Annotated in this window: 19 protein-coding genes; 8 read left to right on the top strand and 11 right to left on the bottom strand. The window is 58.6% G+C overall.

The features are described 5' to 3' along the window. From ACZBJS_RS38875 to ACZBJS_RS38860, 4 genes are all read right to left on the bottom strand, one after another. On the bottom strand, positions 1 to 501 hold a 501-nt coding region (locus ACZBJS_RS38875), incomplete at its 3' end, for a TCP-1/cpn60 chaperonin family protein (RefSeq protein WP_463440047.1). A gap of 89 nt (positions 502 to 590) precedes the next feature. Further along, on the bottom strand, positions 591 to 905 hold the full coding sequence (gene groES / locus ACZBJS_RS38870) for a co-chaperone GroES (protein WP_463440046.1): 315 nt from the start codon (positions 903 to 905) through the stop codon (positions 591 to 593). A 1,785-nt stretch (positions 906 to 2,690) separates the two neighbouring features. Continuing rightward, the gene (locus tag ACZBJS_RS38865; RefSeq protein ID WP_229160011.1) at positions 2,691 to 2,891 is read right to left on the bottom strand and encodes a hypothetical protein; all 201 of its coding nucleotides are present in this window, start codon (positions 2,889 to 2,891) and stop codon (positions 2,691 to 2,693) included. 330 nt (positions 2,892 to 3,221) lie between these two features. Next, the gene (locus ACZBJS_RS38860; RefSeq protein ID WP_463440045.1) at positions 3,222 to 3,443 is read right to left on the bottom strand and encodes a hypothetical protein; all 222 of its coding nucleotides are present in this window, start codon (positions 3,441 to 3,443) and stop codon (positions 3,222 to 3,224) included. 451 nt (positions 3,444 to 3,894) lie between these two features. Between ACZBJS_RS38860 and ACZBJS_RS38855 the strand changes: the two genes are divergently transcribed. The 4 genes from ACZBJS_RS38855 (at position 3,895) to ACZBJS_RS38840 (ending at position 7,281) form a co-directional block, all read left to right on the top strand. After that, positions 3,895 to 4,599: an SGNH/GDSL hydrolase family protein gene (locus ACZBJS_RS38855; RefSeq protein ID WP_463440044.1), complete on the top strand. Its 705-nt coding sequence runs from the start codon at positions 3,895 to 3,897 to the stop codon at positions 4,597 to 4,599. Between the two features lie 41 nt (positions 4,600 to 4,640). After that, positions 4,641 to 5,666, top strand: coding sequence for a S1/P1 nuclease (locus ACZBJS_RS38850; protein ID WP_463440043.1), 1,026 nt, complete (start codon positions 4,641 to 4,643; stop codon positions 5,664 to 5,666). 34 nt (positions 5,667 to 5,700) lie between these two features. Further along, positions 5,701 to 6,801 carry a hypothetical protein gene (locus ACZBJS_RS38845; RefSeq protein WP_463440042.1) on the top strand — a complete coding sequence of 367 codons (1,101 nt, stop codon included), beginning with the start codon at positions 5,701 to 5,703 and terminating at the stop codon, positions 6,799 to 6,801. A 258-nt stretch (positions 6,802 to 7,059) separates the two neighbouring features. After that, positions 7,060 to 7,281, top strand: coding sequence for a hypothetical protein (locus tag ACZBJS_RS38840; protein WP_463440041.1), 222 nt, complete (start codon positions 7,060 to 7,062; stop codon positions 7,279 to 7,281). Positions 7,282 to 7,415: 134 nt separating this feature from the next. Here the strand turns inward: ACZBJS_RS38840 and ACZBJS_RS38835 are convergent, their stop codons facing one another. From ACZBJS_RS38835 to ACZBJS_RS38825, 3 genes are all read right to left on the bottom strand, one after another. Further along, positions 7,416 to 7,829, bottom strand: coding sequence for a hypothetical protein (locus ACZBJS_RS38835; RefSeq protein ID WP_463440040.1), 414 nt, complete (start codon positions 7,827 to 7,829; stop codon positions 7,416 to 7,418). A gap of 567 nt (positions 7,830 to 8,396) precedes the next feature. Next, positions 8,397 to 8,603, bottom strand: a complete 207-nt coding sequence (locus tag ACZBJS_RS38830; protein ID WP_050424578.1) for a cold-shock protein — start codon at positions 8,601 to 8,603, stop codon at positions 8,397 to 8,399. A gap of 223 nt (positions 8,604 to 8,826) precedes the next feature. Then, complete coding sequence (locus tag ACZBJS_RS38825; RefSeq protein ID WP_463440039.1) at positions 8,827 to 10,455, bottom strand: acyltransferase family protein; 1,629 nt, start codon at positions 10,453 to 10,455, stop codon at positions 8,827 to 8,829. A 975-nt stretch (positions 10,456 to 11,430) separates the two neighbouring features. Here ACZBJS_RS38825 and ACZBJS_RS38820 point away from each other — a divergent pair. From ACZBJS_RS38820 to ACZBJS_RS38810, 3 genes are all read left to right on the top strand, one after another. Continuing rightward, positions 11,431 to 13,671, top strand: a complete 2,241-nt coding sequence (locus tag ACZBJS_RS38820; RefSeq protein WP_463440038.1) for a tetratricopeptide repeat protein — start codon at positions 11,431 to 11,433, stop codon at positions 13,669 to 13,671. A 367-nt stretch (positions 13,672 to 14,038) separates the two neighbouring features. Further along, positions 14,039 to 15,217 carry an MFS transporter gene (locus ACZBJS_RS38815; protein ID WP_463440037.1) on the top strand — a complete coding sequence of 393 codons (1,179 nt, stop codon included), beginning with the start codon at positions 14,039 to 14,041 and terminating at the stop codon, positions 15,215 to 15,217. Between the two features lie 16 nt (positions 15,218 to 15,233). After that, positions 15,234 to 15,599, top strand: a complete 366-nt coding sequence (locus ACZBJS_RS38810) for a DUF3088 domain-containing protein (RefSeq protein WP_463440036.1) — start codon at positions 15,234 to 15,236, stop codon at positions 15,597 to 15,599. A 13-nt stretch (positions 15,600 to 15,612) separates the two neighbouring features. Here the strand turns inward: ACZBJS_RS38810 and ACZBJS_RS38805 are convergent, their stop codons facing one another. From ACZBJS_RS38805 to ACZBJS_RS38795, 3 genes are all read right to left on the bottom strand, one after another. Then, complete coding sequence (locus ACZBJS_RS38805; RefSeq protein WP_463440035.1) at positions 15,613 to 16,584, bottom strand: LysR substrate-binding domain-containing protein; 972 nt, start codon at positions 16,582 to 16,584, stop codon at positions 15,613 to 15,615. A gap of 585 nt (positions 16,585 to 17,169) precedes the next feature. Continuing rightward, the gene (locus ACZBJS_RS38800; RefSeq protein WP_463440034.1) at positions 17,170 to 19,311 is read right to left on the bottom strand and encodes a prolyl oligopeptidase family serine peptidase; all 2,142 of its coding nucleotides are present in this window, start codon (positions 19,309 to 19,311) and stop codon (positions 17,170 to 17,172) included. Positions 19,312 to 19,938: 627 nt separating this feature from the next. Beyond that, positions 19,939 to 21,759, bottom strand: a complete 1,821-nt coding sequence (locus tag ACZBJS_RS38795; RefSeq protein ID WP_463440033.1) for an alpha,alpha-trehalose-phosphate synthase (UDP-forming) — start codon at positions 21,757 to 21,759, stop codon at positions 19,939 to 19,941. A gap of 635 nt (positions 21,760 to 22,394) precedes the next feature. On the opposite strand from ACZBJS_RS38795, the gene ACZBJS_RS38790 reads away from it, so the two are divergent. Beyond that, positions 22,395 to 23,231, top strand: a complete 837-nt coding sequence (locus tag ACZBJS_RS38790) for a Crp/Fnr family transcriptional regulator (RefSeq protein ID WP_463440032.1) — start codon at positions 22,395 to 22,397, stop codon at positions 23,229 to 23,231. 419 nt (positions 23,232 to 23,650) lie between these two features. On the opposite strand, the gene ACZBJS_RS38785 is transcribed toward ACZBJS_RS38790, so the two are convergent. Beyond that, the gene (locus ACZBJS_RS38785) at positions 23,651 to 23,995 is read right to left on the bottom strand and encodes a hypothetical protein (RefSeq protein ID WP_463440031.1); all 345 of its coding nucleotides are present in this window, start codon (positions 23,993 to 23,995) and stop codon (positions 23,651 to 23,653) included. Positions 23,996 to 24,471 lie beyond the last annotated feature (476 nt).

Below are 24,471 nucleotides of genomic sequence, written 5' to 3'. Positions count from 1 at the left end.
CTTCATGGCGTCGGCGAGGAACTTGCCGATCTCGGCATCGCCGTTGGCCGAAATGGTGCCGACCTGGGCGATCTCCTCGTTCGAGGTGACCTTCTTCGAGTTCTTCTGGAGATCCGCAACGACGGCTTCGACCGCGAGGTCGATACCGCGCTTCAGATCCATCGGGTTCATGCCGGCGGCGACCGACTTGGCGCCTTCGCGCACGATTGCGGCTGCAAGCACGGTCGCCGTGGTGGTGCCGTCGCCGGCCGCGTCAGCGGACTTGGAGGCGACTTCGCGCACCATCTGCGCGCCCATGTTCTCGAACTTGTCCTCGAGCTCGATCTCCTTGGCGACGGTGACGCCGTCCTTGGTGATGCGGGGAGCGCCGAACGACTTCTCGAGAACGACGTTGCGGCCCTTGGGGCCGAGGGTGACCTTCACCGCGTTGGCGAGGATGTCGACACCACGCAACATACGGTCGCGTGCGTCTACGCCAAATTTAACTTCTTTAGCTGACATGATGGGTTTCCCTGAGTGTTTAGATCGGTCTCACCCTTGGCGAGGCGCCCGGCAGGCGCTCCTCAGGGGTGAGCTGTGCGAGCGTTGGATTAGGCGGCCTTCTTCTTGGAAGCGGGGACGTCGAGCACGCCCATGATGTCGCTTTCCTTCATGATCAACAGATCCTGGCCGTCGATCTTGACCTCGGTGCCCGACCACTTGCCGAACAGGACGCGGTCGCCCACCTTGACGTCGATCGGGGTCAATTTGCCGCTCTCGTCGCGGCCGCCGGGGCCGACGGCGATGACTTCGCCCTGCGAGGGCTTCTCCTTGGCATTGTCCGGAATGATGATGCCACCCGCGGTCTTCTCTTCGGCGTCGATGCGCTTGACCACGACGCGGTCGTGAAGCGGACGTAATTTCATGCAGTCCTCCTAAGCGTTTGTACAATCTAGAGATTTTCTGACGTTAGCAATCGATGCCCATGAGTGCTAATTCGGGCCGAGCTGAGATAGGATAGGATTTTTTCGGGAGCAAGGAACTCCGGCAGAAAAAATAGGCAGCTCACGTCGAATCCGCCCCAGTACATGCCGCGCGTCGGCTTCGAATATTCGAAGGATGTCGGCAGCCGGCTCGCGCGAGACGGAGCTCCAGCCTTCGCGCATCGACCTGCCGCCCATCCCCTGCTCCAGTCGTGCTCGCGCTGAAGGATGCGGCGCCTTACCTTCCGGAGCCTCGCGACGTGATCAAATTCCTGCTTGGCCACCGAGTGACGCAACGTCTCATTTCCCGCGGCTGCCCTCACATCCATGTCCTGTCCGCATTATTACGATTAACTCCCTGTTTGCATTGGGGATCGGACGATTCTAAGCTTTAGTCGAGTATGGAGCCCCCTTGTCGACTAAGAACAGCTCTGACGAGGTCGCACAGACCTTCCGTCTCTTAACAGCTTTTCGTGCGCTGCGAACTTCTGCCGACCGTCGACGCGTCATCGAGATAGTCGAGTCTATGTCAGCGGACGTCGAACCCCGGACCATTGCTCATCCAACGGTCGACGAGAGCAAGTCCTGAGAAAGGCGCGGCGGGCAATTCCTAAAGAGCGGCCATTGTGTTGCACTCGACGAACGAAAACTCCTAGACTTGCCAAGACTCGGCGGCGGCATGGACCGCTGAAGTGATTTGCCAGATTGTTGCTGCATCGAGTCTGGCCCCGCAGGAGTCATGCTTTCAAAAGTTCAACCTGGCAGGCTTACTGCCGCCCGAGGGGCGCGAGCGAGCAAACCTGCATGGCCGATCTCAGCCGGACGCGCCCTCCGGCTCGTCGGCACTACTATGCGGAGAGGAACCGTTCCCATGCGGCGAGGATACGTGCAGATTACAGGCGAATGTGCTGACCCTATTCACGCTCTAAAACCTCAGCGCGGTGTCGAGGATTGGTCCTCGTGATCGACGGTTGGCGGTGCCGCACCGTGGTTCGAGTAAGCCAGCGCGGTTCGTCGCTTTTCGCTTTCGTCCAAAATTTGCATCGACCGCCGCAGGGTCTCGTAGTCGCGGGCCGTCGGTGCAACAGTGACGCGGAAGGTTGTCCGCGATCTGCTCAGCTCTTGACCGCCCGATATCGAAATCGGGCTTTCAGTGATGTTGCAGGGCGCCGTGCTGGGCTCGCGTTTCTGGCCGGAGCTTGCCCCACCTCCCGGCCCGGCTTTGTTACAGAGCGAACTCAGCCGGTGGATTCGCATTTGAAGCAGCACCGCCTCGGGGGACGATCGGCATCGCGTCTTAAGGTCATCGGCCCTTGCAACGCGGGCAGACTGGAATGGCACTGGAGGGCGGCATTAGGGTTAAGGCGAGTGGGAGCAAAAAACTAACCGAGAGGATCCGTCGGGTGTTCGGCGAACTCGGGCGAACCTGGGCAGCTCGCGAGGGATTCCAATCGAGCCTCCGTCGCAAGGCTTGCGGCTTGTTTGATGAGTTCTGTCCGGCTCCGTTGATCACGTATTCGGAGAAAAGCCCGCATCAACCTGAGCGCCTGCAGATCGGTCCACGCTGAAGGCGCGTTGTCGTTCATTTCCCTGCTCCCTAGCCCTTCTGTTAGGCGTGCAAAGGGCAAGTGCAACGAGGCCATCGCGCCGCGGTTGCAATATAAATCGTGCGCGGACGACTCGGCCCCGCAGCGCGACTTCTCGAGTCTCAGTAATCCGAGGAGCGCCTCACCGCCACATCGTGGGGGCGTCACTGAGCGCCTTGCGGCCGACCCGCATCAAGCTATCGGGCGTCGTTTGGCCCTGCCTTGCCGCTTCGAGTATCTTTGCGGCAACATGCGTCCGGGTGCCGGTTTCGTAGCGCGACACGGTTTGGCAGACATCGTCGAGAACTGCGCGCAGCAGCGCGGTGGTCTGGGCGTCGAACATCGGAGAGTGCCCCCCATTCAGTGAAAAACAAGGATAGCCGGCACCGCCCGTTCCCGGATTCACTAATGTTATTGCGCACCGCAAAAATCCTTCAAGGCCCACCGCGCGGCTTAGCTCACCGTTGGTATTCCCGGGCCGGCCGCGAAGCGGCCTCCAGTTTTTCCTACTGCTTTGCCCAGCGGGTCTCTTCCGCTTCCGCTCGCTGTCCAGAGCGGCACGCTCGGCTATCGATCCCAGCCACCCTCTCCTCGTGCTCCCGACGGGCTACTTCAGCATCGAGTAAACAAAATTGCCGTCCGGCTGGATCCCGACCCATGGCTGATCCAGTATCTAGCGAAGTTGCTTGATGACGTAAAAGCTGTCGATGCTGCCGGGCATGCCGTCACGCTCGGACCACGTTCTGAATGCCCCCCGCACTGCGCATGGAGAAGGAATCCTTGTCGTCGAGAATCCGGGCACCTGCTTGTCGAAGCCGTAAAGATTTTGGCCGATCAACGTAGCCAGTGAGTCCACGAACAAATGCGGCATGTAGCTGAACAGGACGTTCTGCAACGAAGGTGCGTCTTTAAGGATAACGTGACGGAAATCAGCTGGACGATTTCTAAGTAGGCTAGATCCTGATTGGCGTCATCGGCATCGGCTGGCTCTCGTCTATGCAGTACCTCCACAATCTGCGACTGCCGCGCGAGCGAGGCTGTCATCTAAGCTGCGTGGACGTCATACTTGGCGCTGCTTGGGCGTCCGCGTCCTGAAGAGAAATACGTAACGAGCGGGTCGACGTGGTAGGCGTCAGCGTCGGCTCGCTTGGTACGCTTCGGACATTTCGGTTCGAGCGGCGAATTTCCCACGAGCGTCCTTGCGAGACCGCATTTTGGCTCGATGACGGACTGGATTTGCCTCCCTAGCACTGGTAGCATTCGAATGGTTTCACAACTTATTTCGCATCCTTAATCCTATTGTCGTACTTGCCCTCCAGACTGAGCGACATTTCCGAGGTCCTCGCATGGCCGAAGCGCCCTCCACGACTGCCATTCCCGTAAGACCCACGGCTTTCCAACACCGGATGTTAGCTCTGTCGGAGCGCTTGGCCGGCACCGGCGCGATCAAGATCGTCGCCATAGGTTCGTCCACGACCGCCGGCGAAGGTGACATCGTTCCTTACCCGCAACGTCTCGAGAGCGCCCTGCGCCAGAGGTACCAAGGCCACGTCTTCGACGTCCTCAATCGCGGCGTCGGCGGCGAAGAGGCACCCGATGAAGCGAAGCGATTGCAGAGGGACGTCATCGGCGAGCGGCCGAGCGTGGTCATCTGGCAGGTCGGCACGAATGCTGCGTGGAAGGGATATGACCTCGGCGTAGTTGCCGAAGCGATTTTCGACGGCCTGGCGATGCTCTCGCAGCTCGGCGCGGACGTAATCCTGATGGACCCCCAATACGTGCCCGCGCTACTTACACCGGCCGATACGAAGGAAGCCGGCGAGCGAATGGTTGATCTGATCAAATCCGCCGCCGAAGCCGCGGGCTACCCGGTCAACGTATTCCGGCGCTACGACATGATGCGGCGTTGGCACCTCGTGGAGCACGTCTCCTTCGATCGCATCGTCGATCCGCGGGACGGCGACCGGCTGCATCACAGCGACTGGAGCGCGCGCCGAATGGCCGAAGCACTCGCCGACACGATCGTCAATGCCGCAGCCCGCCCGGCTTGACGTTTCACCAATTTTGACCAACGAACGAGGACCGCCGCATCATGTCGAAACTTGCAGCAACATTGTCCCTCCTGGTCGCCCTTCTGCTCCCGCAACGGGCGTTCGCGTGGAACGCCACGGGGCATCAGATCGTGGGCTCCATCGCCGACCAGCTGCTGACCGTGAACGCGTCCCGGCAGGTGAAGCTGCTCCTGGGCGTCGGACTGCGCGAAGCAGGTCCGTGGCTCGACTGCGTGAAGAGCGTCCGCAAGCAGCCGGACGGAACGCTGTCCTATTCTCCACCTAAGGAGGAATACGACAAGCCCTGTAAGGCATTTTCGAACGACCATTCCGCGATGATCGACTACGTCGGAAGGAACTGGGTGAATTGCGTGTATCCCGAGGTGCCGAACACTAGCGCCAACACCGGCTGCCACAACACGTATCATTTCGACGACGTTGCGGTTCAGAGGGACCGCTTCGACAGGAACTACGTCGGCACCAACGACCACGATCTGGTCGCAGCGATCAACGCCGCGATCGCAGTCCTCCTCGACAGACCCGCGCCGCCGCCGTTCGATATCAAGAACAAACGTGAAGCCCTTTTCATGCTCGCGCATCTTGTCGGCGACCTCGGCCAGCCGCTCCATGTCGCCGCGCCCTATCTGGGACCCGACGGCAGCCTCGTCGATCCGGACGTAACCCACACGATCGATCCGAGCACCGAGACCGCCGGCGGCAATTGGATCAAGGATGGCGCAAGCGACAACTTTCATTCCGAGTGGGACGATAATCCGAAGGATCTGACGGATACGGCGCCCCAAGCCCTGGTCGACGCAGCAAGAGCACTCCCGCCCCAGACCGGCGCGATTGAGGACTGGTCCGTCGCCTGGGCGACGGACACGATCACAGTCGCGAAGAGGGCTATGGCCAAGGTGAAATACACCCAGACTGGACCGAGACTGTGGTCCATCGATTTCCAGGACGGCCACGACGCGTACTTCCGCGACGCGGACCAGACCAAGAAGGACCAGTACGTCAAATGTGGCGCACGCCTGGCTGCGATCCTCAACAAGATCTGGCCGTAACAGCGCCTGGACTTCACGAGAAGGATGGACGCAGATGTTTGACGCACCTCAAGGGCTCTACACCGCAACGGAGCTGCTCGACGGGTTCAATTCGGAACACACCCTCGCCTTCACCAAGACTTTTGATTTCTCGGTATTCCGGGCGTTTGTGAAGGAAGGTGGTGCCGTGCCAAAGACGCTGGATATCAGGCGCAGGCAAGCGGAGCATGACTCATGCATCGGGGACGGCCTGCGCAGATTCTTGAAGACGCACGACCGCCCTCTGGTCGGGATCATGGGCGGGCACTCGGTCCCTCGCGACGACGCCGCCTACCGCGATCTGGCCCTCCTCGCCGGACATCTCAACGAGCGTGGCTACCTCATCGTGACCGGCGGCGGACCGGGAATAATGGAAGCCGCGCACTTCGGGGTGGTCTTCTCCGGGCGGAATGCGGCGAAGTTCGATGAAGCGCTCGCTTTCCTGAAGGATACCCCGAGATTTCCCGATCTGGACGGCCTGATCGACAGCGACGGGAACGTTGCACCCGACATGGAAGGAAAGCTAATCCAGGCGAGGGACTGGCTGGCGGCTTCGCTCAAGGCGCGATCCATCGTCGAAGGCGAACTTCCCGTCAGCCCGGCGATTCCGACTTGGCTTTATGGCGCCGAGCCTACGATGCCGTTCGCGACCCACTACGGGAAGTACTTCCAGAACAGCATCCGCGAAGAGGCGCTTGTGAACAACTCCCGCGCGGGCATCGTCTACGGGCACGGCGGTGGCGGAACGTTGCGCGAGATCTTCCAGGACGTCGAATTGAACTTCTATGCCAAGCAGCCGAAGGATTTCACGCCGATGATCTTCTTCGACAAGGCCGGCTTCTGGACCAGCGAGCCGGACATCAAGGGCACCGTCGTCGTGCATGACAGGATAAAGCTGGATCAGGTCGTACCGAATATCCTGCGCACAGCCCGCCTTAAGATAGATAAGGACGATGCCAAGGTGAAGGAGTGCCTCGACAAGATCTATTTCGGCGACGTCTATGACGACATTGACCGTATCCTGCGGGCCCACGCGCCTACCGCGCAGTCGAACCGCGCATTCGCATTGAACGCCCAGCCCTTGAAGGTTTCGATCTCACGGATCAATCGCGCCTAGGAACACGGCTATCCGAGCGACCTGACCATTAAGATGATCGAGTCCCACAGGAAGCAACCGGCCAAGCGTTCCGGTCCGTGAGAGACGGTCGATACCGCCGAGCCGTAATTTTACGGGGCACAGTGGTTGGCGGCTATGCAACTTGCGCGCGCCTCGCGCCCCGGGCGACATCAAATCGGAATGGTGGGCGAGATCATCTCGGAATCCTGGGCGAGATCAAATCGGTACACCCGGGCGAGATCATCGGAATCCGCACATATGACCGACGAACTCGATCGCTATGGCCCGCTGGGCTTCTATCACCTTGCCGAGGATTTCTGCCCCGCAGCGGTGCATTCTGCGAGCGTTGAGAGCGTCAAAGCCACGGCTGCACTAAGCCGTCGCGTCCGTGTAATGAACAGTCTGTTCGGCGATGGTGCGGCCGCTATTGCCGTTATCAGCGGGGCGGAGCCTGGCTCAACGACACGAAGCGCGGGATGATGCCATCAATGGCCTGGTTGCATACGACGCATGTTACGCAGCATCAAACTTGTTTGTTGCATCTCCTCCGTCCAACGGATCGAATGCCGCACCCATCTTGCGAGCAGACGGGTGACAGTTGGCGTCAAGCCACTTCATGCTGTACGCCGATCAGACCGGGCCTTCCTGCGGCGCCGCCGCAGCCAGGGACGGCGGTCGCAGGAAGCACCAGGCGGCTTAGCGGCATCCAACGCATGCGTACGAACTTCGTTGGACGGGGGATCGACGGCTGGTTGGGGCCGATCTCTTTGATCGGCGACCGCTTTTTCGAGCGCAGAGAGGAATTGCCGCCCGTCTTGCGTGATTTCCCAGCCGAGAGCATCGCGAATGACAAACTTCGCCGAAAATATATTCAGATCCGGCGCGTGTTCGGCCAACCGCTTCATGCGATCGGTCCAGTCGCGGCCGCTGTTCATCAGGATCTCCACGGCGTGCCGGACTTCAGCAACAGAGGCCCGCCCGGTGGGCTGACCGGCCAGCACTTTCAGGACGGTCAGCTGGAAGGACACTTGCCGTGTCTCCGATGGGCTGTGTGAGCGGTTCCCGTCCAATGGTTCAAGATCAGGGGAACGTCGTCAACAACATGCCGCCGTTAACCTCAACTATATTGGCTAACTACGAACGCCGGGGTCCTGAGATTGCTCGCCAGCTGATGCGCGAGGAGTCCTCGAGCCGGCACTCTATCAGCACGCCGCAGGCTCGTATCGTCCATAACGGACGAACTCGCCTCCGTGAGCTTCTTCAGAATCGACAGCACAAGCTTTGCGTCGACCGGTGCAGCGAGTTGCTGCAAGGACATGCGCAGCGTACACTTCCTAGCCCGCTGCGCAGGAGTGTAAGCGTTCGGACCATTCATGGCGCCGAGGATATTGTGTCAAGTCCACACAGCCCCAAGGCGAGCAGAAGCCGGAACTGCTATGGCGAGCAATGCCTTGATTGAACCTGCTACAGGGCTTGCGGCAAAGCCTCAGTTGGAAGCGACGGTCGTAAAGGACCGCCCGGCGCACCAGATACAAGGCATCGCCGGACAGGTGCGAGATCATAGGTTGCAGAGGGCAGCCCGGAGGTGCACTCAATCAGCCAACCCGAAGATCCTCAGCTGACGTCTTGCCCGAGCGCCCGGCCTTGAGCTCGTAACTGACCCGAGCCCCCTCTTCGAGGGTGGTGTAACCGGCCTTCTCCACGGCACTGATGTGCACGAAGACATCGGCACTTCCGTCCTCCGGCCGAATAAAGCCATAACCTTTGCTGGAATTGAACCACTTCACAATACCCATTGCCACGGCGGCATCTCCATCAGTGAACCTTCGTGATCTAGCGAAGAGTCTTGCAGCCATCAAGGTGGGCGGCAAAACGACGCTCGTCCGCCGCGGCAATCACGTCTGCAACTTTCTTGCCCGATGACTGAGGTGCTGATTCTTTTGTGCGGCGGCCGACAGCAAGACCCTGACGTCGGAGCCCCTCGGTTCAGGGGAGCGGGATTCGGATGGGCGTTCAACCCACTGCTCAATCATCGCGCGCCACATTGTTACAGGAGAGCTGCAGAGCCGACGACGTAGCATGCGCATCCGGAGCCGAGCTTGCGCGAATGCTGCGGTCTCCCTTGCAGAACCAGGCCACCGCAAACTCCTTTGCGCAACCCGGCGCAGGATCGGCAATCCGTGCCGCCTCTGTACGAAACGTACACTCGCTCTTACCATTACACGCTTCTGCAAGCGCATCCGTGGTGTTGCCGCGCGCTGACATCCAGCGGCAATTGCCCCCATACGTGCCGGAAACAACCGAAATACCCGATTGCGTGATGGCATTCCCGGCCGCACCCCGCAGTGCATACGCGGCCGCCGCACCAAGGAGTGCGACAAAGCCGACAGTTCCCAATCGCACCAGGAGCCTGCGCTGTTCCGCCGAGGCCGCCTGATAGGCACCGCGAATTCGCCTGCGGGCCGGCACTTCGAAGCCGAAATGCAACAGGATCGCGGCGCAAGTCGCCAAGGCGAAAGCGAGAGCGAACGCACCGAGATGGCCAAGCAGTTGGATCGACGTTTCCCAACGCACCACCGGAAAACGCCGGAAGATGATGATGTGTATCAGATAAAGGGCAAAGCTGGCCTCGCCCAGAAAGACAAGCCACCTTGCTGACAACAGCCGTCCTGCAGTGCTGCTGGGCTGAGCCGCCGCGACAAGGATGAGCGCAACCGGCGCCGCCAGTGCGATATTGTTGCGTGTAATATCGAACAGGCTCATGGAAGCCTCAAATGGCGGCTTGTGGGCGGTAAACCAGAACACCCAGCCAATCGCGCCGACGCCAACAATTGCCGCGATGTCGAGCAGAGCGCGAGACGGCCTGAAATCCTGCTCCGACCACACTTCATGGAGCCTTGCCAGGCAACAGCCGAGAACGAACTCCCACACCCTGCAAAACGGCGAAAAGTAAACGATCCAGAGGATCAGCGTGTTCTTCCAGTTCGGCAGAGCCGCCTCGGTGCCATAGACATGAAGCGCAAACAGGTTGATGCGGCCCTGCAGCATAAGCACCGCAAGGTCGATGCCAAGCTCGATTGCAACGGCTCCGACGGCGCAAACAACCGCGGCGGGCACAGTTCTGATCCGCGCAAGGAGAGGGCAAACGAGGGGAAAAACGAGATAGAAGAACCACTCGGTGCTCACCGACCAGGAGACGATGCCGACCTCCTCGTACTGCCAGACGGGAGCTACACCGGCGATATTCGCAAAAAACCAGGTTTGAACCATCCCGAGTTGAAACGGGACAAGGTGCGTTGAGAATCCTTCGGCCGGCGCCTCGGTTCCGAGGAGCCACGGCCAGACCAACGGTCCGGTCAGCAATTCGACGAGAAAGAGAACAACAAAAAGAGGATAGATTCGCGCGATGCGCGCCACGAGAAAGTCCGGGATCGCTTTCCGCGGGCTGCTCACAATCGAGCTGCCATAGTTATATTGAATGACAAAGCCACTCAGCGTGAAGTAGACCGACATTCCGAGCAGGCCGAATGTCCCGACGCTGATATCGAGTCCGAGGCTCGGTCCCTGCAAGAACACGCTGCCGCCGTGAGACAATGCGACCGCTGCCGCCGCGACAAACCGGATACCGGTCAGCGCGGGTATCTGCTTAACCATCGATGTCGTTCGTCATTTGCGAGGTGGGTACAAATCCTGGCGATCGATGGCACCAAAGGCTTGCGGCTGAACACACCGCTAAAGGCAGGAAGACTGATCGCATCGCGCGAACGTGCCATGCGATCAGCCAAACTCCTTCGGAAGCGCAAATCGGTGATAAGAGCGCCCGTGCAGCTTAGTGGGTATCCGGCCAGCGCTGAAACTCTGACTTCTGGTAGGGGCGGCTCGGATTATAGGTCCATATTCCGACCGGTTCTGGCCCAAGCTATGTCCCCTGACTGTCATACTTGGACCGCGCCATTGTCTCACCGGAAGCCTTCTTGAATGGGTTGGCGCCAGCCAATTTGCTCCTCTGCGAAGGGAGCTTGGGGCGCAAGGTACCCGATAAAAGCCCAGGTCAAAGCAACACGCTGTCGTCACCGGCAGCTCACAACGGATACATGCACCAGCTCACATCCTGCTCGAAACCCCGAAAGCCATCATCAGCCAGCCACTAGGAGGTTCACGTGCAGCAGCGGAGCGCACAAGGTGTCTAGTGCCTATCCTCGTGACACTCTTGCGACGAGGTTCATCCACACGCCCCCGCCATCGGCCGGCTCAAGGCAGCCGAGGGCGAGATCGCTACCTGAACGCATCGCAAACGGAACGGGCAGCCAATCCGAGCCGCGCGTTCAACCTTTTTGACAGCGACTGCCAAGGAATCTCGCTGCGGATTGGTGCAGCAATTTACTATTCTTGTCCTGCACGACCGGACGCGCTTTCGCTTGGGTCTGGCGTGCCAGAGAAGGAAAGGAACACGTGATGAAAAAGAAGATCGCTGAGATCAAGACCACGATCCGCACCACCACTCCGTACACAGGTACGCTCTAGGTTGGTGCCACGGATGCCTTGGATGCATCGACCTGATGAGAGCATCGCGGCATCGGAGGGTGGTCGTTTCGACCACCCTCTTTTGCGACAGTTCGGGAGAGTAAAATGGTTGATCTGATCCAGCAGCGCGTGGTTTCAGCCATATCAGCATCCGTCGAGCTCAGTGCGATTACGATTTTGAAGACGGAAGCGGGCATGGCGCCGCTGCCAACGATCAAATCGGCACTCACAAGCTCCAATTCTAATTTCTCCATCACTGACGGCGACTGGCGGACCGGCGGCTATCTTGCCGGGCTGCAAACGCTCATTGACGCCGAACTAAGGTGGGCCAAAGAAAATAGGCCCAAACTGGTTGAGGCGGCACAACAATCCTTGAAGCGGCTATTCCCCCTCCTAAACAGCGACGCCTTTACCGTGCCGAAGGATCTCACGAATACCTCGAGCAAGGAGGAGCGTACCCGGTTCTATCATCATGAATATCAAAACAAGCTCCTGGTCGGGCTGGCCGAATTCCTGATCAGCTGCGCCCGACAGCTCAACGAGCGTCACATCATCGTCATCGACCGGGCGGCGGCCCTGTCCGGCTCGGCCAAGAACCTGATCAAGCTCCTCGTCAGGCTGGACGACGATGCGCGGCTGTTTCGGTTCGTTCTGATCGATTATGAACAACGGCTCTATTTCCCGGACGCCAACGAGGTTCATTTCGGCAGATATAGCTCGCAAGAGCTAGGCTCGATCCTTGATCAAGACCCACCCGCCGAGAATCGACGGCAGATCTACGAGGCTAGCGGCGGCAATCCGTTGATTGCGGAGGCTTTGAGTAAATGCGCTGCGGCAGGATTACCAGTCGTCGGCTATCTCGACCCGACCGCGACCGTGGATCTCTATCTGGCCAGCCTCAACACGGGGGAACGGCATAGCCTTCTCAAATCTTACATTGAATCCGATTGCACCACGCCCGATCTGATCGCGCAACGAAACTATGCGACCTTCGAGCCGGCAACCGCAGATCATCTGCACGAGCAGTTGCACCACGTGTGCCTGGAGCGTTATCTGGCGGGCAAGGCGCCTCTCGTCATGCTTCATGCGCTATCGGTACGGGATAAGTACAAGCGCCTGGAGCTGCTTGCAGAACCAAGTCAGATCCTCCAGAGCATTGGCCTGTATGATCTCTGGTTTGGCTATTTCGGAGAGATTTTCGCCGACCCCGCGCTTCGCACCTACGGCTCCGGAGATGCTAGCGTGAATGCCGCCTTCATCAACGCGGCTTTTGTGCTGTATTCACTCGGCTGCGGGCGGGTATCGGTTCCCTATCTGGATGAATTCTACAAAACCTTTCCCAAGAGCCGATACACGCCGACCGTTCTCTATGCCCAATCAATGACGTATGGACGCTATCAGCAGCCGGTCAACCTCACGCTGGCCGAAGAGTACGCGTTAAGGAACCTGGAAACCATCGAGCGGGATTTCAGGGGGCACGATAAGTACGACTATATCAAGGTGTTTGCAGAGAACGCCTATGCTTACATCAAGGCCAAACAGCAGAAGTACGACGAAGCGCTCGCCCTTTGCGCCGAAGGCCTTGGCAAGATGCTCAAGGCGTATGGCGACGAGCGATTCAAGCTTCACCAATCGATTCTGGTCTACAACACCAGTCAGGTCTACGAACTCATCGACGAACTTTCTCGGGCTGAGAAGCAGTTGCGTGAGGCCATTGCGTATGATCCCTACTATGGAGAGTATCACAATGACCTGGGGAACCTGCTTTCGAAAGTCACTGGACGGGAAGCTGAGGCTCTGGAGGCCTATGCGCGTGCCATTGAACTCTGCCCACCGTATTATGAGGCTCACCTGAACAGGGCCGCCCTTCGCAGCAGAATGGGAGATGCCGCTGGCGCACTGGCCGATCTCGACAGGACACTTGTCATCAAGCCAAATGAATGGCGGGCTCACTTCGAGAAGGGCAACATTTTGATGCGGCAGGACAGGCCGAAGGCTGCTCTGGAGTCCTATCTGGCGGCGGCCGAGATCAATTCCAAAAACCCCGACCTACAGAGCAATATCGGCCTTGCCTACTCCGAGCTTGGCAAGGCGAGCGAGAGCATCGCGCACTATGTTCGAGCCCTTGAACTCAACCCTCGGCATGCGCTCACCCACAACAATCTCGCCATCGAGTACTTCAACGAGGGCCGGCCAGATATGTCATTGAACCATGCGACGGTCGCCGTCGAGATCGGGGGAGATCCGGACTACCTCCTCACCCGTGAGCACATCGAGAAAAGCCTACAAACTGACCTGGCTTCGCGCCGGGACCGAGCTTCTGCATCTTCCGCAAAGGCAACGTGAGCTAGCACCTCATAGCACTCTTGCCATCGAGCCCGAGCAGCGTGAGACAGGATCGCTCAGGAAATGATAGCCGCACCTCAGAGGTTCGGCTGGGTCTAGCGGATGCTGTCGCGGCAGGCGCGGCAACAGAGGCTGACCGGCAAGGAAAGCGCCTTGGCCGGCCTTGTCGTGAGTGACCGAACGCCACAGGGAGGTACAGAGGTAGATAGGTAAGCAAGATGCCTTTTGCCAAGCCGTCCTATTATTGCGAGAGCGTTCGTCGTCGGCTTGCGGGCTCATCGCACCGATGTTGCAACCAGAAGCCAGTGCCATCCACCTGCCCGTCCGCGTCAAGCGATCCGATGATTCTCGATGAGCTAGGTCAACAATGAGCGGGGCGAGCACACGGCAGTTCATCTATCTCTCGCATTTGATCATCCAGATCGGCGGCTGGGCGTTCCGTATCGGCATCCTGATCGGCCTTCTGCAATCCGGCATGAGCGCCGCGGGTCTCGGCATTGCGGTCACTTTTGCGCCGATCATGCTTGGTAGCCTCTTCCTGTCGCCGTTGGTCGACAGGGGCGATCCGATCTCAGCCATGATGATCGTCAATGCTGTTCGCATTTGCGCGCTGCTCGCCATCTTCGGCGCCGAGGAAGCCGATTCATTTCAGAGCTATGCCGCAATGGCCGTCCTGAGCCTGGTCCAGCCCGTCTATTTGTCTGCAGAGATTGCTTTCTTTCGTCGTATTACATCGGAAGACGGCATGATCTCAGTGCTACGCAACATCGCCAATATCGACTGGGTGACCTATCTCTTCGGAATGTTTGCAGGTGCCATGCTGTCCGACCGATTGCACTTGCCTGGCGTTTTGGCCTTCAACATATCGGCGATCATGCTGTCCTTGGTCGTGCTCCTTGGCATCAAGCAGCAGTTCAGAAGGACGCCAGCCGTGCTTGAGGCGCGGCCTTCCGGAACCGTCCTGGACTTGGCACCCCTCTATCCCGCATTCTTGGCTGTCTTTTTGCTCAACCTAGGCGCCGGCATCATCAACGTCTATCCTGCGATACATGCCACAGCTGACGGGGTTCTCGACAAAGGCGTTCTACTGACGATCGTCATGACGAACGGCGTTTTTGCCTTGCTGGGCGCGCTCGCCGTCAAGCCGATTTACGAGCTGATGGGCGCTTTGCCAACCATCGCTGGCGCCGCAGTCCTGCTTGCGGCATGCCTTGGAATGATGTCACGCGATGCGGGCCTGCCCGTGGTGATCGCGTCCAGCAGCGCAATGCTTGGCTTCGGCCAGATATTTGCGGCTGCCGCTCACGCGCACATGGTGTCTTCAGTGGCTCCGGACCGCGCCGGTCGCCTCTCCGGCCTATTTCAATGTTGCACCTATAGCGGCGTTGCGGGAAATGGCATTGCCTTGTCGCTTCTAGGTGATTGGCTTGCTCTGGGAACAATCCTTCTCCTATGCGCGGCGAGCGCATTTGCTGCCTTCGCCGTTGCGACCTTCGCGGTGGTCAGATCAAGGGATACGCAAGTTTCACGTCCCGCCGATCGCTAGATCAGGGATCCACACCATGCCATGGGATCAGCTGTTCATTTTAGAACACCCTTTTGCGGACCCGGCCTTGCCGGGACGACAATTCTATTGCTGGCAATGCTTGCTATTGGACGGGTTGCTGTCCGCATTTCCAAGCCGCGCTGCGAGGCTCGACGTTCGTCGGATTTCCTGGGCGAGACCACGAACCGCGCTCATCGAGAAGCTTGGCCAGGATCATCAGTCCGCGCCGGTTCTGATTTTGGAAAAGGGAGGCCCTTTACCTGAGAATGCGAAGTACGCGAACGGGCTCGCCTATGTCGACGATGTATTTGCAATCCTTGATCTTCTGGCTGCGCGCCACGAATTTCCGGCGCCTTACCCTCGAACCGTCGGCACCTTGTAGGCCATGGTGGTCATCAACGACTCGATGCCAGCAGGAACCGATCGGGAAGCTTCATTTGAGCGGCTCGCTTGATCTGCCGGGTTGGGGCCTCGAACGGCGATGGCTGATAATCCGGCGTCAATATTTCTGACAACGCCCAGCGCTCAAACTGTTTGACAGCCGCGCTATTGCGGGCTTGTCCGTTGACAAACATGTAGATTGACCGATTGACCGGCACGAAGCCAAATGGAGCTATAAGCTCTCCTTTCTCAAGGTTGCTTCTGACCAAAACCTGCGAGGATATTGCGGCTCCCAGCCCACTTTTTGCTGCCTCCATAGTCAAGGAAAATGTATCGAAGACGACCTTGCGCGATCCTTGCAAGCATATTGCAGCTGCGCTGGCCCATTCGCTCCAGGCGTCCAGCCTGTCGGCCTCGTGCAACAGAGAGATCGACAGAATATCCTCCGGGTTTTTGGTCGCCTCGAGCGCAGCTGGCGCACAGACTGGGCCAATCATCTCATTTGAAGCGTGCACCTCGCGGACGGGAAACGGCCGCTTCAGTGGGCCGGCGACAAACAATATGTCCAACGCACCAACAGCGAGCGCGTCAAGATCGGCTTCGGTTTCAAAGACTAGGTCAATGTCCGGATAGAGTTTGCGGAATCGACCGATACGGGGCAACAGACCGTGCGACAAAAACGTGGTCGAGCACCCGACCACGACGGAGGGCCCTGCATGGCGCCTTCGTAGCTCGTAGCATCCCTTCTCGAGCATGGTGAACGCGCTCGCGCAGCTGCGCTTGAGCTGCTCGCCGTCGGATGTCAGCCGCACGCCCGAACTATGGCGCACGAATAGTTTCCTGCCGAACCAATCCTCAAGCAGGCGCATTTGGTAGCTTACCGCTCCGGTGGTCATATTTAGCCGCTCGGCTGCCCGTGAGAAGCTTGGAAACTCGCTGACTGCCTCAAACAGATGGAGGCTTTTCAGGATCGGTAGCTTGCGCATCTTTTCTTTCCTGCCTCTCACTGGGACAGCTGTTGTGGAGCCCTGCACTGTGTGCCGATTTTCTCAGGCATCAACGACCGCTGTCGTTCACTGCCGGAACTAGCCAAGAACGAGACCTCCTAGGTATTGGCCCTGTCACGGCGAACTCAACGACCTCGCTCCCTGCCCAACCGCTCGACCAGATATCGATCTAGGCCTTGAGATCCCGTGCTCCTGATGCACAGTTAGATTCCATATTCGGTGCAGGGTTCATCGCTGCGCGATCTCGAGCAAAGCCAAAACCGAGCTTGAGATTTAGAACGCCAACTCATGGCCAATCTGGCTCAGCAAAAGGTCGATCCTTCATGAGGAGGCGCCTTCCCAGCCAAATTGCATGACGAGCTGGACTTGCGGGCTCGCGTTCGAGCACCTCTGGCGTTGCCGAATTCGTCCAGTTCCCGTTAAACTCTGCAACATCAGGTCCGTCGATTGGCTGGTTCTGGGCATCGCTTCGCATCTCGCCTCGGTGACTCAGCTGACGGACGTGGTGACTCGGCATCATGAATGGTCTGGAGCCTGGTTCGATTGACCCGTCCGCCGGTTTATTCAGAACAAAAGCCGCCTCGATGCGTAGGTGTATTCAAGGGCTAGTCGACGCGCCGTTTCGATGAGGTTGGCCGCCGCGCTGTGCCCCCCATCGATGTTCTCGTAATAGAAGTAAGGTTGGCCCAGGGCGGCAAGCTTTGCTGCAGCCTTGCGACCATGCGCGGGATGCACACGATCGTCCTTGGTGGAGGTCAGAATTAATGGCGCGGGGTATGGCTTGCCCGGCACCAGTTTCTGATAGGGCGAGTAGCCTTCGATCCACGCGCGCTGCTCGGGAAAAGCGGGATCGCCGTACTCGCCGATCCAGGAGGCGCCGGCACCCAATTTGGTGTATCGAAGCATGTCAAACAGCGGTACCTGAATGATTGCCGCGCTGAAGAGCTCGGGACGTTGGGTGATTGCGGTGCCAACGAGTAGCCCGCCCTGGCTGCCGCCAATGACGCCGAGCCGGCGCGGACTTGTGATCTTGCGGCGGATCAGGTCCTCGGCAACGGCGATGAAATCATCCCACGTCGTCTGCTTCGCCGCCCGCTGGGCTGCTTGATGCCATTGCGGGCCAAACTCGCCGCCCCCGCGCAGATTTGCAACGACATAGGCATTGCCCTGTTCGAGCCAGAGCCGTCCCACGGGGCCTAGATAAGAGGGCAGAAGCGAAGCCTGGAACCCGCCATAGCCATAAAGAAGTGTCGGAATGGCGCCGTCAAACTTCGCGTTTTTCGGTCGCACCAGAGAATATGGAATTGACGTGCCATCACGCGAAGTCGCTTCGAACTGCTCTACGACATGCTTGGAGGCATCGAAGGCAGTAGGTGTCGTCTTCAATTCCTCGAGTCTTTGCGTTTTGGCATCAAAATACCAGACCGACGTTGGCCTGAGATAACTTGAGACGGCGAACATGGCCTGATCCGCTTCGTCGGAGGCGGCTGTCACGCCGACACTGGTATGTTCTGGCAGCGGGATTGGCGTCGCCGACCAAGCTCCCTGATTGTACTTGTAAACGAACGCTTCGCTTTGAACGTTATCCAGGATCGTCAGGATCAACAGGTTCTTTGTGAAGCTTAGCCCGCTCAGGGCCTGACGAGGTCCAGGCTTGAAGACAAGCGAGGCTTTGGCGCGCAAGGGATCGGCTTTCCATTCGGTCAGGTCATAGGAGATCAGCGAGCCGGCACTGAAGTTGACATCACCTGATGGCGTCCACTCCTCGTCAAGTTTCACAAGCAGGCGATGGCTCACGAGGCCTACGATCTCCGCTTTCTTCGGCAGATTGAGTTTGACGAGCCCATCGGGGCGGAAGAGCCCGTACTCATGCTCGAAAAACCCGATCGCGCGAATGGCCCCCGTCGCATGAACATGACCTTCATTGTCTCTAAGCACCAAGGGCACCGCCCGAACATCGTTGGGTTCGCCGCGAAAGACCTCGCGCGCCTCGCTGAGCGGTTGACCGCGTTTGAGCTCCTTGACCACAAAGGGGTAGCCGGCCTGCGTCAAGGAGCCCTCGCCCCAGTCCCTTGCAACAAGGAGCGTGTCCCGATCGACCCAGCTGACGCTTTGCTTGCCCTCTGGAAGATGAAAGCCGTCCGCAACGAAGCTCTTTGCCTTGCCGTCGAACTCGCGTATGGACGCGGCATCCTTGCCGCCGTCGGAAAGGCTGATCAAGCAGAGGCGCTCGTCAGGCGGAAGGCAGCTGGCGCCCTGAAAGATCCAGTTCTTGTTCTCGGCAACCGCCAAGGCGTCCACGTCAAGGATGGTTTCCCACTGTGGGTCTTGGCGACGATAGCTTTCAAGCGTGGTGCGCCGCCAGATGCCGCGCACATGCTCCTCGTCTTTCCAAAAATTCTCCAACCCGCGATGTCCCAAGGAGACGTATGGAATTCGATCCTTGGCCTGCAAGATGGTGAGCGCCTGGTCGTAGAAACGCTGATAGCGGGGATCTGACTGGAGCACCCCGAGTGTCTTCTCGTTCTCGGCACGGGCCCATGCCAATGCGCCCTGTCCTTCGATCTCCTCGAGCCAGAGGAATGGATCGTCAGTGACCGTCGCGGCAGCCTTTCGCTCCTGTGAAAGTGAACGCTCTTGTGAAAGCGCAGCGGAGGTGACGCAGGCAATCGAAAGTAGCGCTGCGGAGAGGACTGACGTGTTCATGGACTTGCTCCGGCTGAGGTCGAGCGGCCACGCGGGCCTGGCGCGTCAAGCAGAATCCGCGGAACGTACGCAACGGATGACATTGGCTCGGCTCGCGCTATCTCGCGGTCCATTCACTGCAAGCTGCATGCCGAGCAAAGCGCCGCAAGTTTCAGCCGCTTAGGCTGCACGACGGTGTCCGCTTGTCGACATTGGTTGCCAAGCAGACAGTCGTGATGTCGGCAAGACCGAGTGTCAGACGGCACCGCCGGATCTTTTGTGGTCAAGTACCAAAACAGAGGACCGCTCCCCGCCGGCCATCGGAACACTTACCTCCAAATGCGAGGTATAATCTTCCGAGCTGGGTCAGCGGGCAGACTTGTCGACGCGCGTCAGCATGACATAGAGCAGCACGTTGATCAGCAGCCAGATCGCGATCAAGCTGAGGGCAGTGCGCATGGCGATCTCCGATTCGTGACTGTAAGGATCCGCTGAGACGTTCCGTTCATCATGCGGGCCAGCGCGGGCCGAAAGCACCGCGCCAGCCGCCAGACCTGTATTGTGCCTCTCGCCTGCTACAGAAGCGCAATCCGCCGTGTGCTGTTCGCCCCGTCGGTCCTCCTCGGCACTGGACTTAGCCCACCAGAACTAGGCCAAGCTATCCGGTGCCGGCAGGACCCAGAGTCTGTCCTGCGTATGCATCAGTGGAGCCGCCAGCGCCTCAAAGCTTGACTTAACGTCTGCATGGGCCGCCTCCTTCAAGGCGGCATCCCCGGGGTCGACCTCGTTGAAAGCAGTCAAAGCCGTGGCATAATTCTGGTACAGCGGCATTTGAGCTTCGTTGGTCCAGCCAAGACCGAGATGGTGGAACTGATCAGCCGGAACAGTGACGCGGCTTTTGTCCAGCTCGCTAACGTAGTCCGCCGTCCAGTCGTGGATGGTATAGGATTCAATCTTGTCCATCATCGAGCGCCAGCGGGTGACACGCTCCTCAAGTGGCATGTGAATCGCCCTCGAAATAGCGGCTGCGATTTCTTCAGCGTGGTTTGGATCCACCAGAAGTGCTTCGTTCTCGTTGAAGTCTTCAGCTGCGCCCGCAAACTTGGATAGGACCAGTACGCCGGGATCCTTCGGGTCTTGTGCCGCAACATATTCTTTCGCCACGAGATTCATGCCGTCGCGCAACGGGGTCACGACGCCGACATTGGCGGCGCGGTAAAGCCGCGCGAGTGCAGGGTGGCTGAACGGCTCATTCCTGAAGTGAATCGGTCTCCACTCGCTTGTGCCATGCTCGGCATTGACGTTGTCAATAGCGCTCACCACGTCGGCTCTGTAGTTTTGATACTCCTCGACGTCGTCGCGTGACGGCGGCGCGATTTGCAACAGCGAGATGCTGTGCGGCTCTGTCCTTAGATGCTGATTGAGCCCTTCGACCCGCTTGTCGATACCCTTGGTGTAATCAAGCCGGTCCACGCCGATCGCAAACTTGGATCCCTCGAAGTTTTGCAATAATGACGAGACTTTCTCTTGCTCTGCAGGAGAGAGGTCTGCAGCGAGATACTCTGCGAACTGCCTCGGATCGATCCCGATCGGAAATTTTTGAAGTCGCGTCTGGCCTCGCGCCGTGGTCACGACACCATCCCTGCTCTCCAATCCAAAATGGGTCTGCAGGCAGGACACGAAATTGTTCAGGTCCCGATTCGTCTGAAAGCCCAGCAGGTCGTATTCCAGCATCGATTTCATCAGCTCGCGATGGTTGGCTACCCGCGCTATCATGTCGGGCGCCGGCCACGGCGTGTGCAGGAAAAAGCCGGTTGGCCGCTCAATGCCAAGCTTGTGCAGCTCGGCCCCGAGCGGAAATAAATGATAATCATGTACCCAGAATGCATCCCGATCCCGCAGGTTGAACGCCGCGCGCGCGATGAAATCGTTCGTTTGCCGATAGCTGTCGTAACCCTTTTCGGCGCGCGACATCCGGTCGGACAGGGAGTGCAATGCCGGCCACAACGTTGAATTCGAATAATCCCGATAGTAGCCGGCAAAATGCGCCGCCGGTAGATCGAGCCTGGCGATCTGACCTGTACCAATGTCCTCGAATCGCAGGGGCCGCTCACTTCCGTCGCCGCGCTCCTCCGATGAGAACATCCAGGCGGCGCCGGAGCGTTCAACGACCGGCTCGAGGGCAGCAGCAAGCCCGCCGGCCTGGGGTTTATTAGGCTTGAACTCGGCACCGCGGTTTGAAATGACGACAAGCTTCAAATCAGGTTGCCGGTTGACCACATCTGCCACCTCGTCCGAGGCAATAGAATGGGCGGGACCTGCACCGGCTTGTTCATTCAACTCCGGAGGTATCTCGCCCAGCTGTTGGTCAAAGGCGTGCTGGTTTATGGTTTCATCTTGCTGGGTAGCGCCTGATGTACTGCTGTAGGCCAAGGCTGCCATGTAGAGCGCGTCATGGATTCGAGCCATCTCAAAACTCCGTTTGACGATGTTTGCGTTTGATTCAGTCGCAGATCAGCCCCGAGAGATATCCCACGACGCCAGGATGGCAGAGCCAGCTTTCGGGAAGCTGACCGGCGGCGAGCCAAATAGCCGCACCGCTGCTTTCATCCAGGACCTCGGCGCAATCGTTGCGTGAGGCACCGGCGTACCCGACTCCAAGAGGCAAACGCGCTTGGCTTTGTCACCTCGAGGAACGCGCCGAAGATCGTTGAGGTCATGGCCAGTCTCTCAAGATCACGATGCGCCTTCCGCGCCGTTTAGGAGCCGATCGCCGTAGTGACATCGCCTTCTTGACCGCAGGCCGTCATCACGTGAGTGGCTACCCAGGCGATTCATCAAGGATGTAATGTAGTTGATCTATTCTGGAAACGCGCTGGCGGTCGGCATCGAAGACTCGACATGGACCACCGTATGCGCTGCGGGTGGCGGGCCCGATGCACGCACGCCTCGTGATTAGCCGAAATTCATCAAAGAGAGGGCTTTCGACGCTCGATTTGGGCGCCGATTCGATGCGTGTTGCATCAACCGAGATCAAGACGTTGCTATAGTCACGTTCTCGTTACGGTGAGCGCTCAGGCTAACACCTGCTAGGAAAAGGGACCATGACCGATCGCGTGCCCACCATCCTACAAGCGCTTGATTGCTCCGCAGATGGACATTCCAAGCAGTTGCTCCAAACACGGGCGGCGCTTCAGCGTTTTGTTACGGCGAGCCCAACGAAGCGGCCCTTTGTAAAAAACGTGATCTTGGCGCGGCTTTCTATCGAACACCTCGCGGCAATAGGGAAGTGCCTTGAGCCGATCGCCCTCACAGAGCGCATGGTTCTGCAAGAACCAAAACGGCCGGTCGAGCACGTCTACTTTGTAGAAACAGGCCTCGTCTCTTTGAGGGTAGTTGCCGCGGGAAGTATGCTAGAAACGGCAGTCATAGGATACCGCGGCGTGGTTGGCGCTTCGTTTCTGTGGGGAGGACATTTTTCGACGCATCAATCCGTGGTCGTAATTCCCGGAAGCGCGCACAGAATCCGCGTAGATGACTTGCGTCGAATCATGAAGGAGCACCCAGAGGTCCGCGACCATCTATTCGAGTACGCTCAAGCCCTGACATTCCAGTGCGTCCAGACAGGATTGTGCGGAGTTCGGCACCATCGTGAACAACGGCTTGCGAGCTGGCTGTGCCTTGCAAGTGAAGCTGTCGACGCCCGCGTACTGCCAGTCACGCACGATTACCTTTCCTCGGTGCTGGGGCTTCGCCGCGCTGGGGTAACGGAAACACTGATCCGCTTTGAAGAGCAAGGACTGATTCGCAAGATGCGCGGGGTCTTGCAGATCGACGACCCGCAATTGCTCGAAGAAAAGGCATGCTGTTGCTATAAGCTCGTCTCCCGTGCCTATGCCTTGTCCTCAATCCCCACCGTCAGCGACGAACAGGCGAGTTAATTATTTGGGCTCTGTCAGTGCTGCAGATCCCAAATAGGACATGAGCAGCGGAAGTTTTTGAGCCCGTCTAGCAGTAGATCAAGTGTCCTTCGACGCGAAGTGTTCCACGACCTTCCGAGACGCATCGAACGGCTCAAGCACGTTGCCTCAATGCTGGTGCTTGCCGCATCGATGTACCAACGTGACCTCGACCAGATGGTTGGAGACGGTAGACGTTAGACTTTGACGACATCACCCATGTGGGCATGGTAGGCGTTCTTCTTTCGCATCGACCGCGATGACCCGCCGCTAAAGCGGTGTTGACGGTCAGCCGGCTCCGCCACGCCCTCACCGCGGAAACTCTCATTTTGCCAGAGCTGGTAGGCGAACGCCGCTCGCAATTAAGGTAATTTACGAGCTCGGCGGCGCGAGCCTAAGCCCTACAGGCTAATGCGGAGCCAGGCGAAGACGAGCTTTGATGTCACTGAATGCTCCCTTTTGTCGGCGATATGAGTCGCCTGACAATTCAGCAGCCTGTTCGCGATGCGGGTTGAAATGCTTCCGCCGTGAACTTCTTCAAGTGACTTTGAGCCGCCGCTCCATGAGGACGCACGATGACTCCGCTCTTCGCGTCCCGTTCGCGTGACGGCGCCCCACGGATTGTTCTCGTTGGTCGAGATCGGGCCGGTAACTGGGTCGTCCGCGAACAACGTGGCGCATTTGGCGGCTTGTTTATCAGCCGCGCCCAAGCCATGAGATATGCTCTGCTCAAGAACGGCGGCCATGCAGAGAGTGTCATCGAGGTAGTGCGTACAATTGAACTGGATATTCGTACCAATCCATGAGCGCCACAACGCTGAAATCAGATGAGCCGCACGTTGCACTGGTAGGACGCTTAACTCGATTGAGCGGGTTATGCCGCCACCAGGGGCTAACTCGCATAGTCCCATCAGAAGAGGCATTTTTAGGCCCGGCTCCTTGATGGGATTTGCTCCACCCGCTGTCCAGTGAACACGGCGTTGAGCCAAGTTCCAGATCGCTTGACTGGCTAACCGGCTCAACTCCCGACCGGCATACAGGCGAGATGACCGCGTCACCCGCCGTTTTGAGCGGTTGATCAAGATGCCAGAAGCACGTTACTTGTTAAATGGTCGTCCGTGAAGAATGCGGATTGACTTGAGAAATAAGCAGAATTGGTCTTGATGTAGTATTCGATTTTGCAGGAAAGCGGGGTATTGGACCTCGCTTTCTTGCGTTTTAG

Source organism: Bradyrhizobium sp. KZN70725, assembly GCF_055264925.1.
This window is presented reverse-complemented; position numbering and strand designations above follow the sequence as displayed.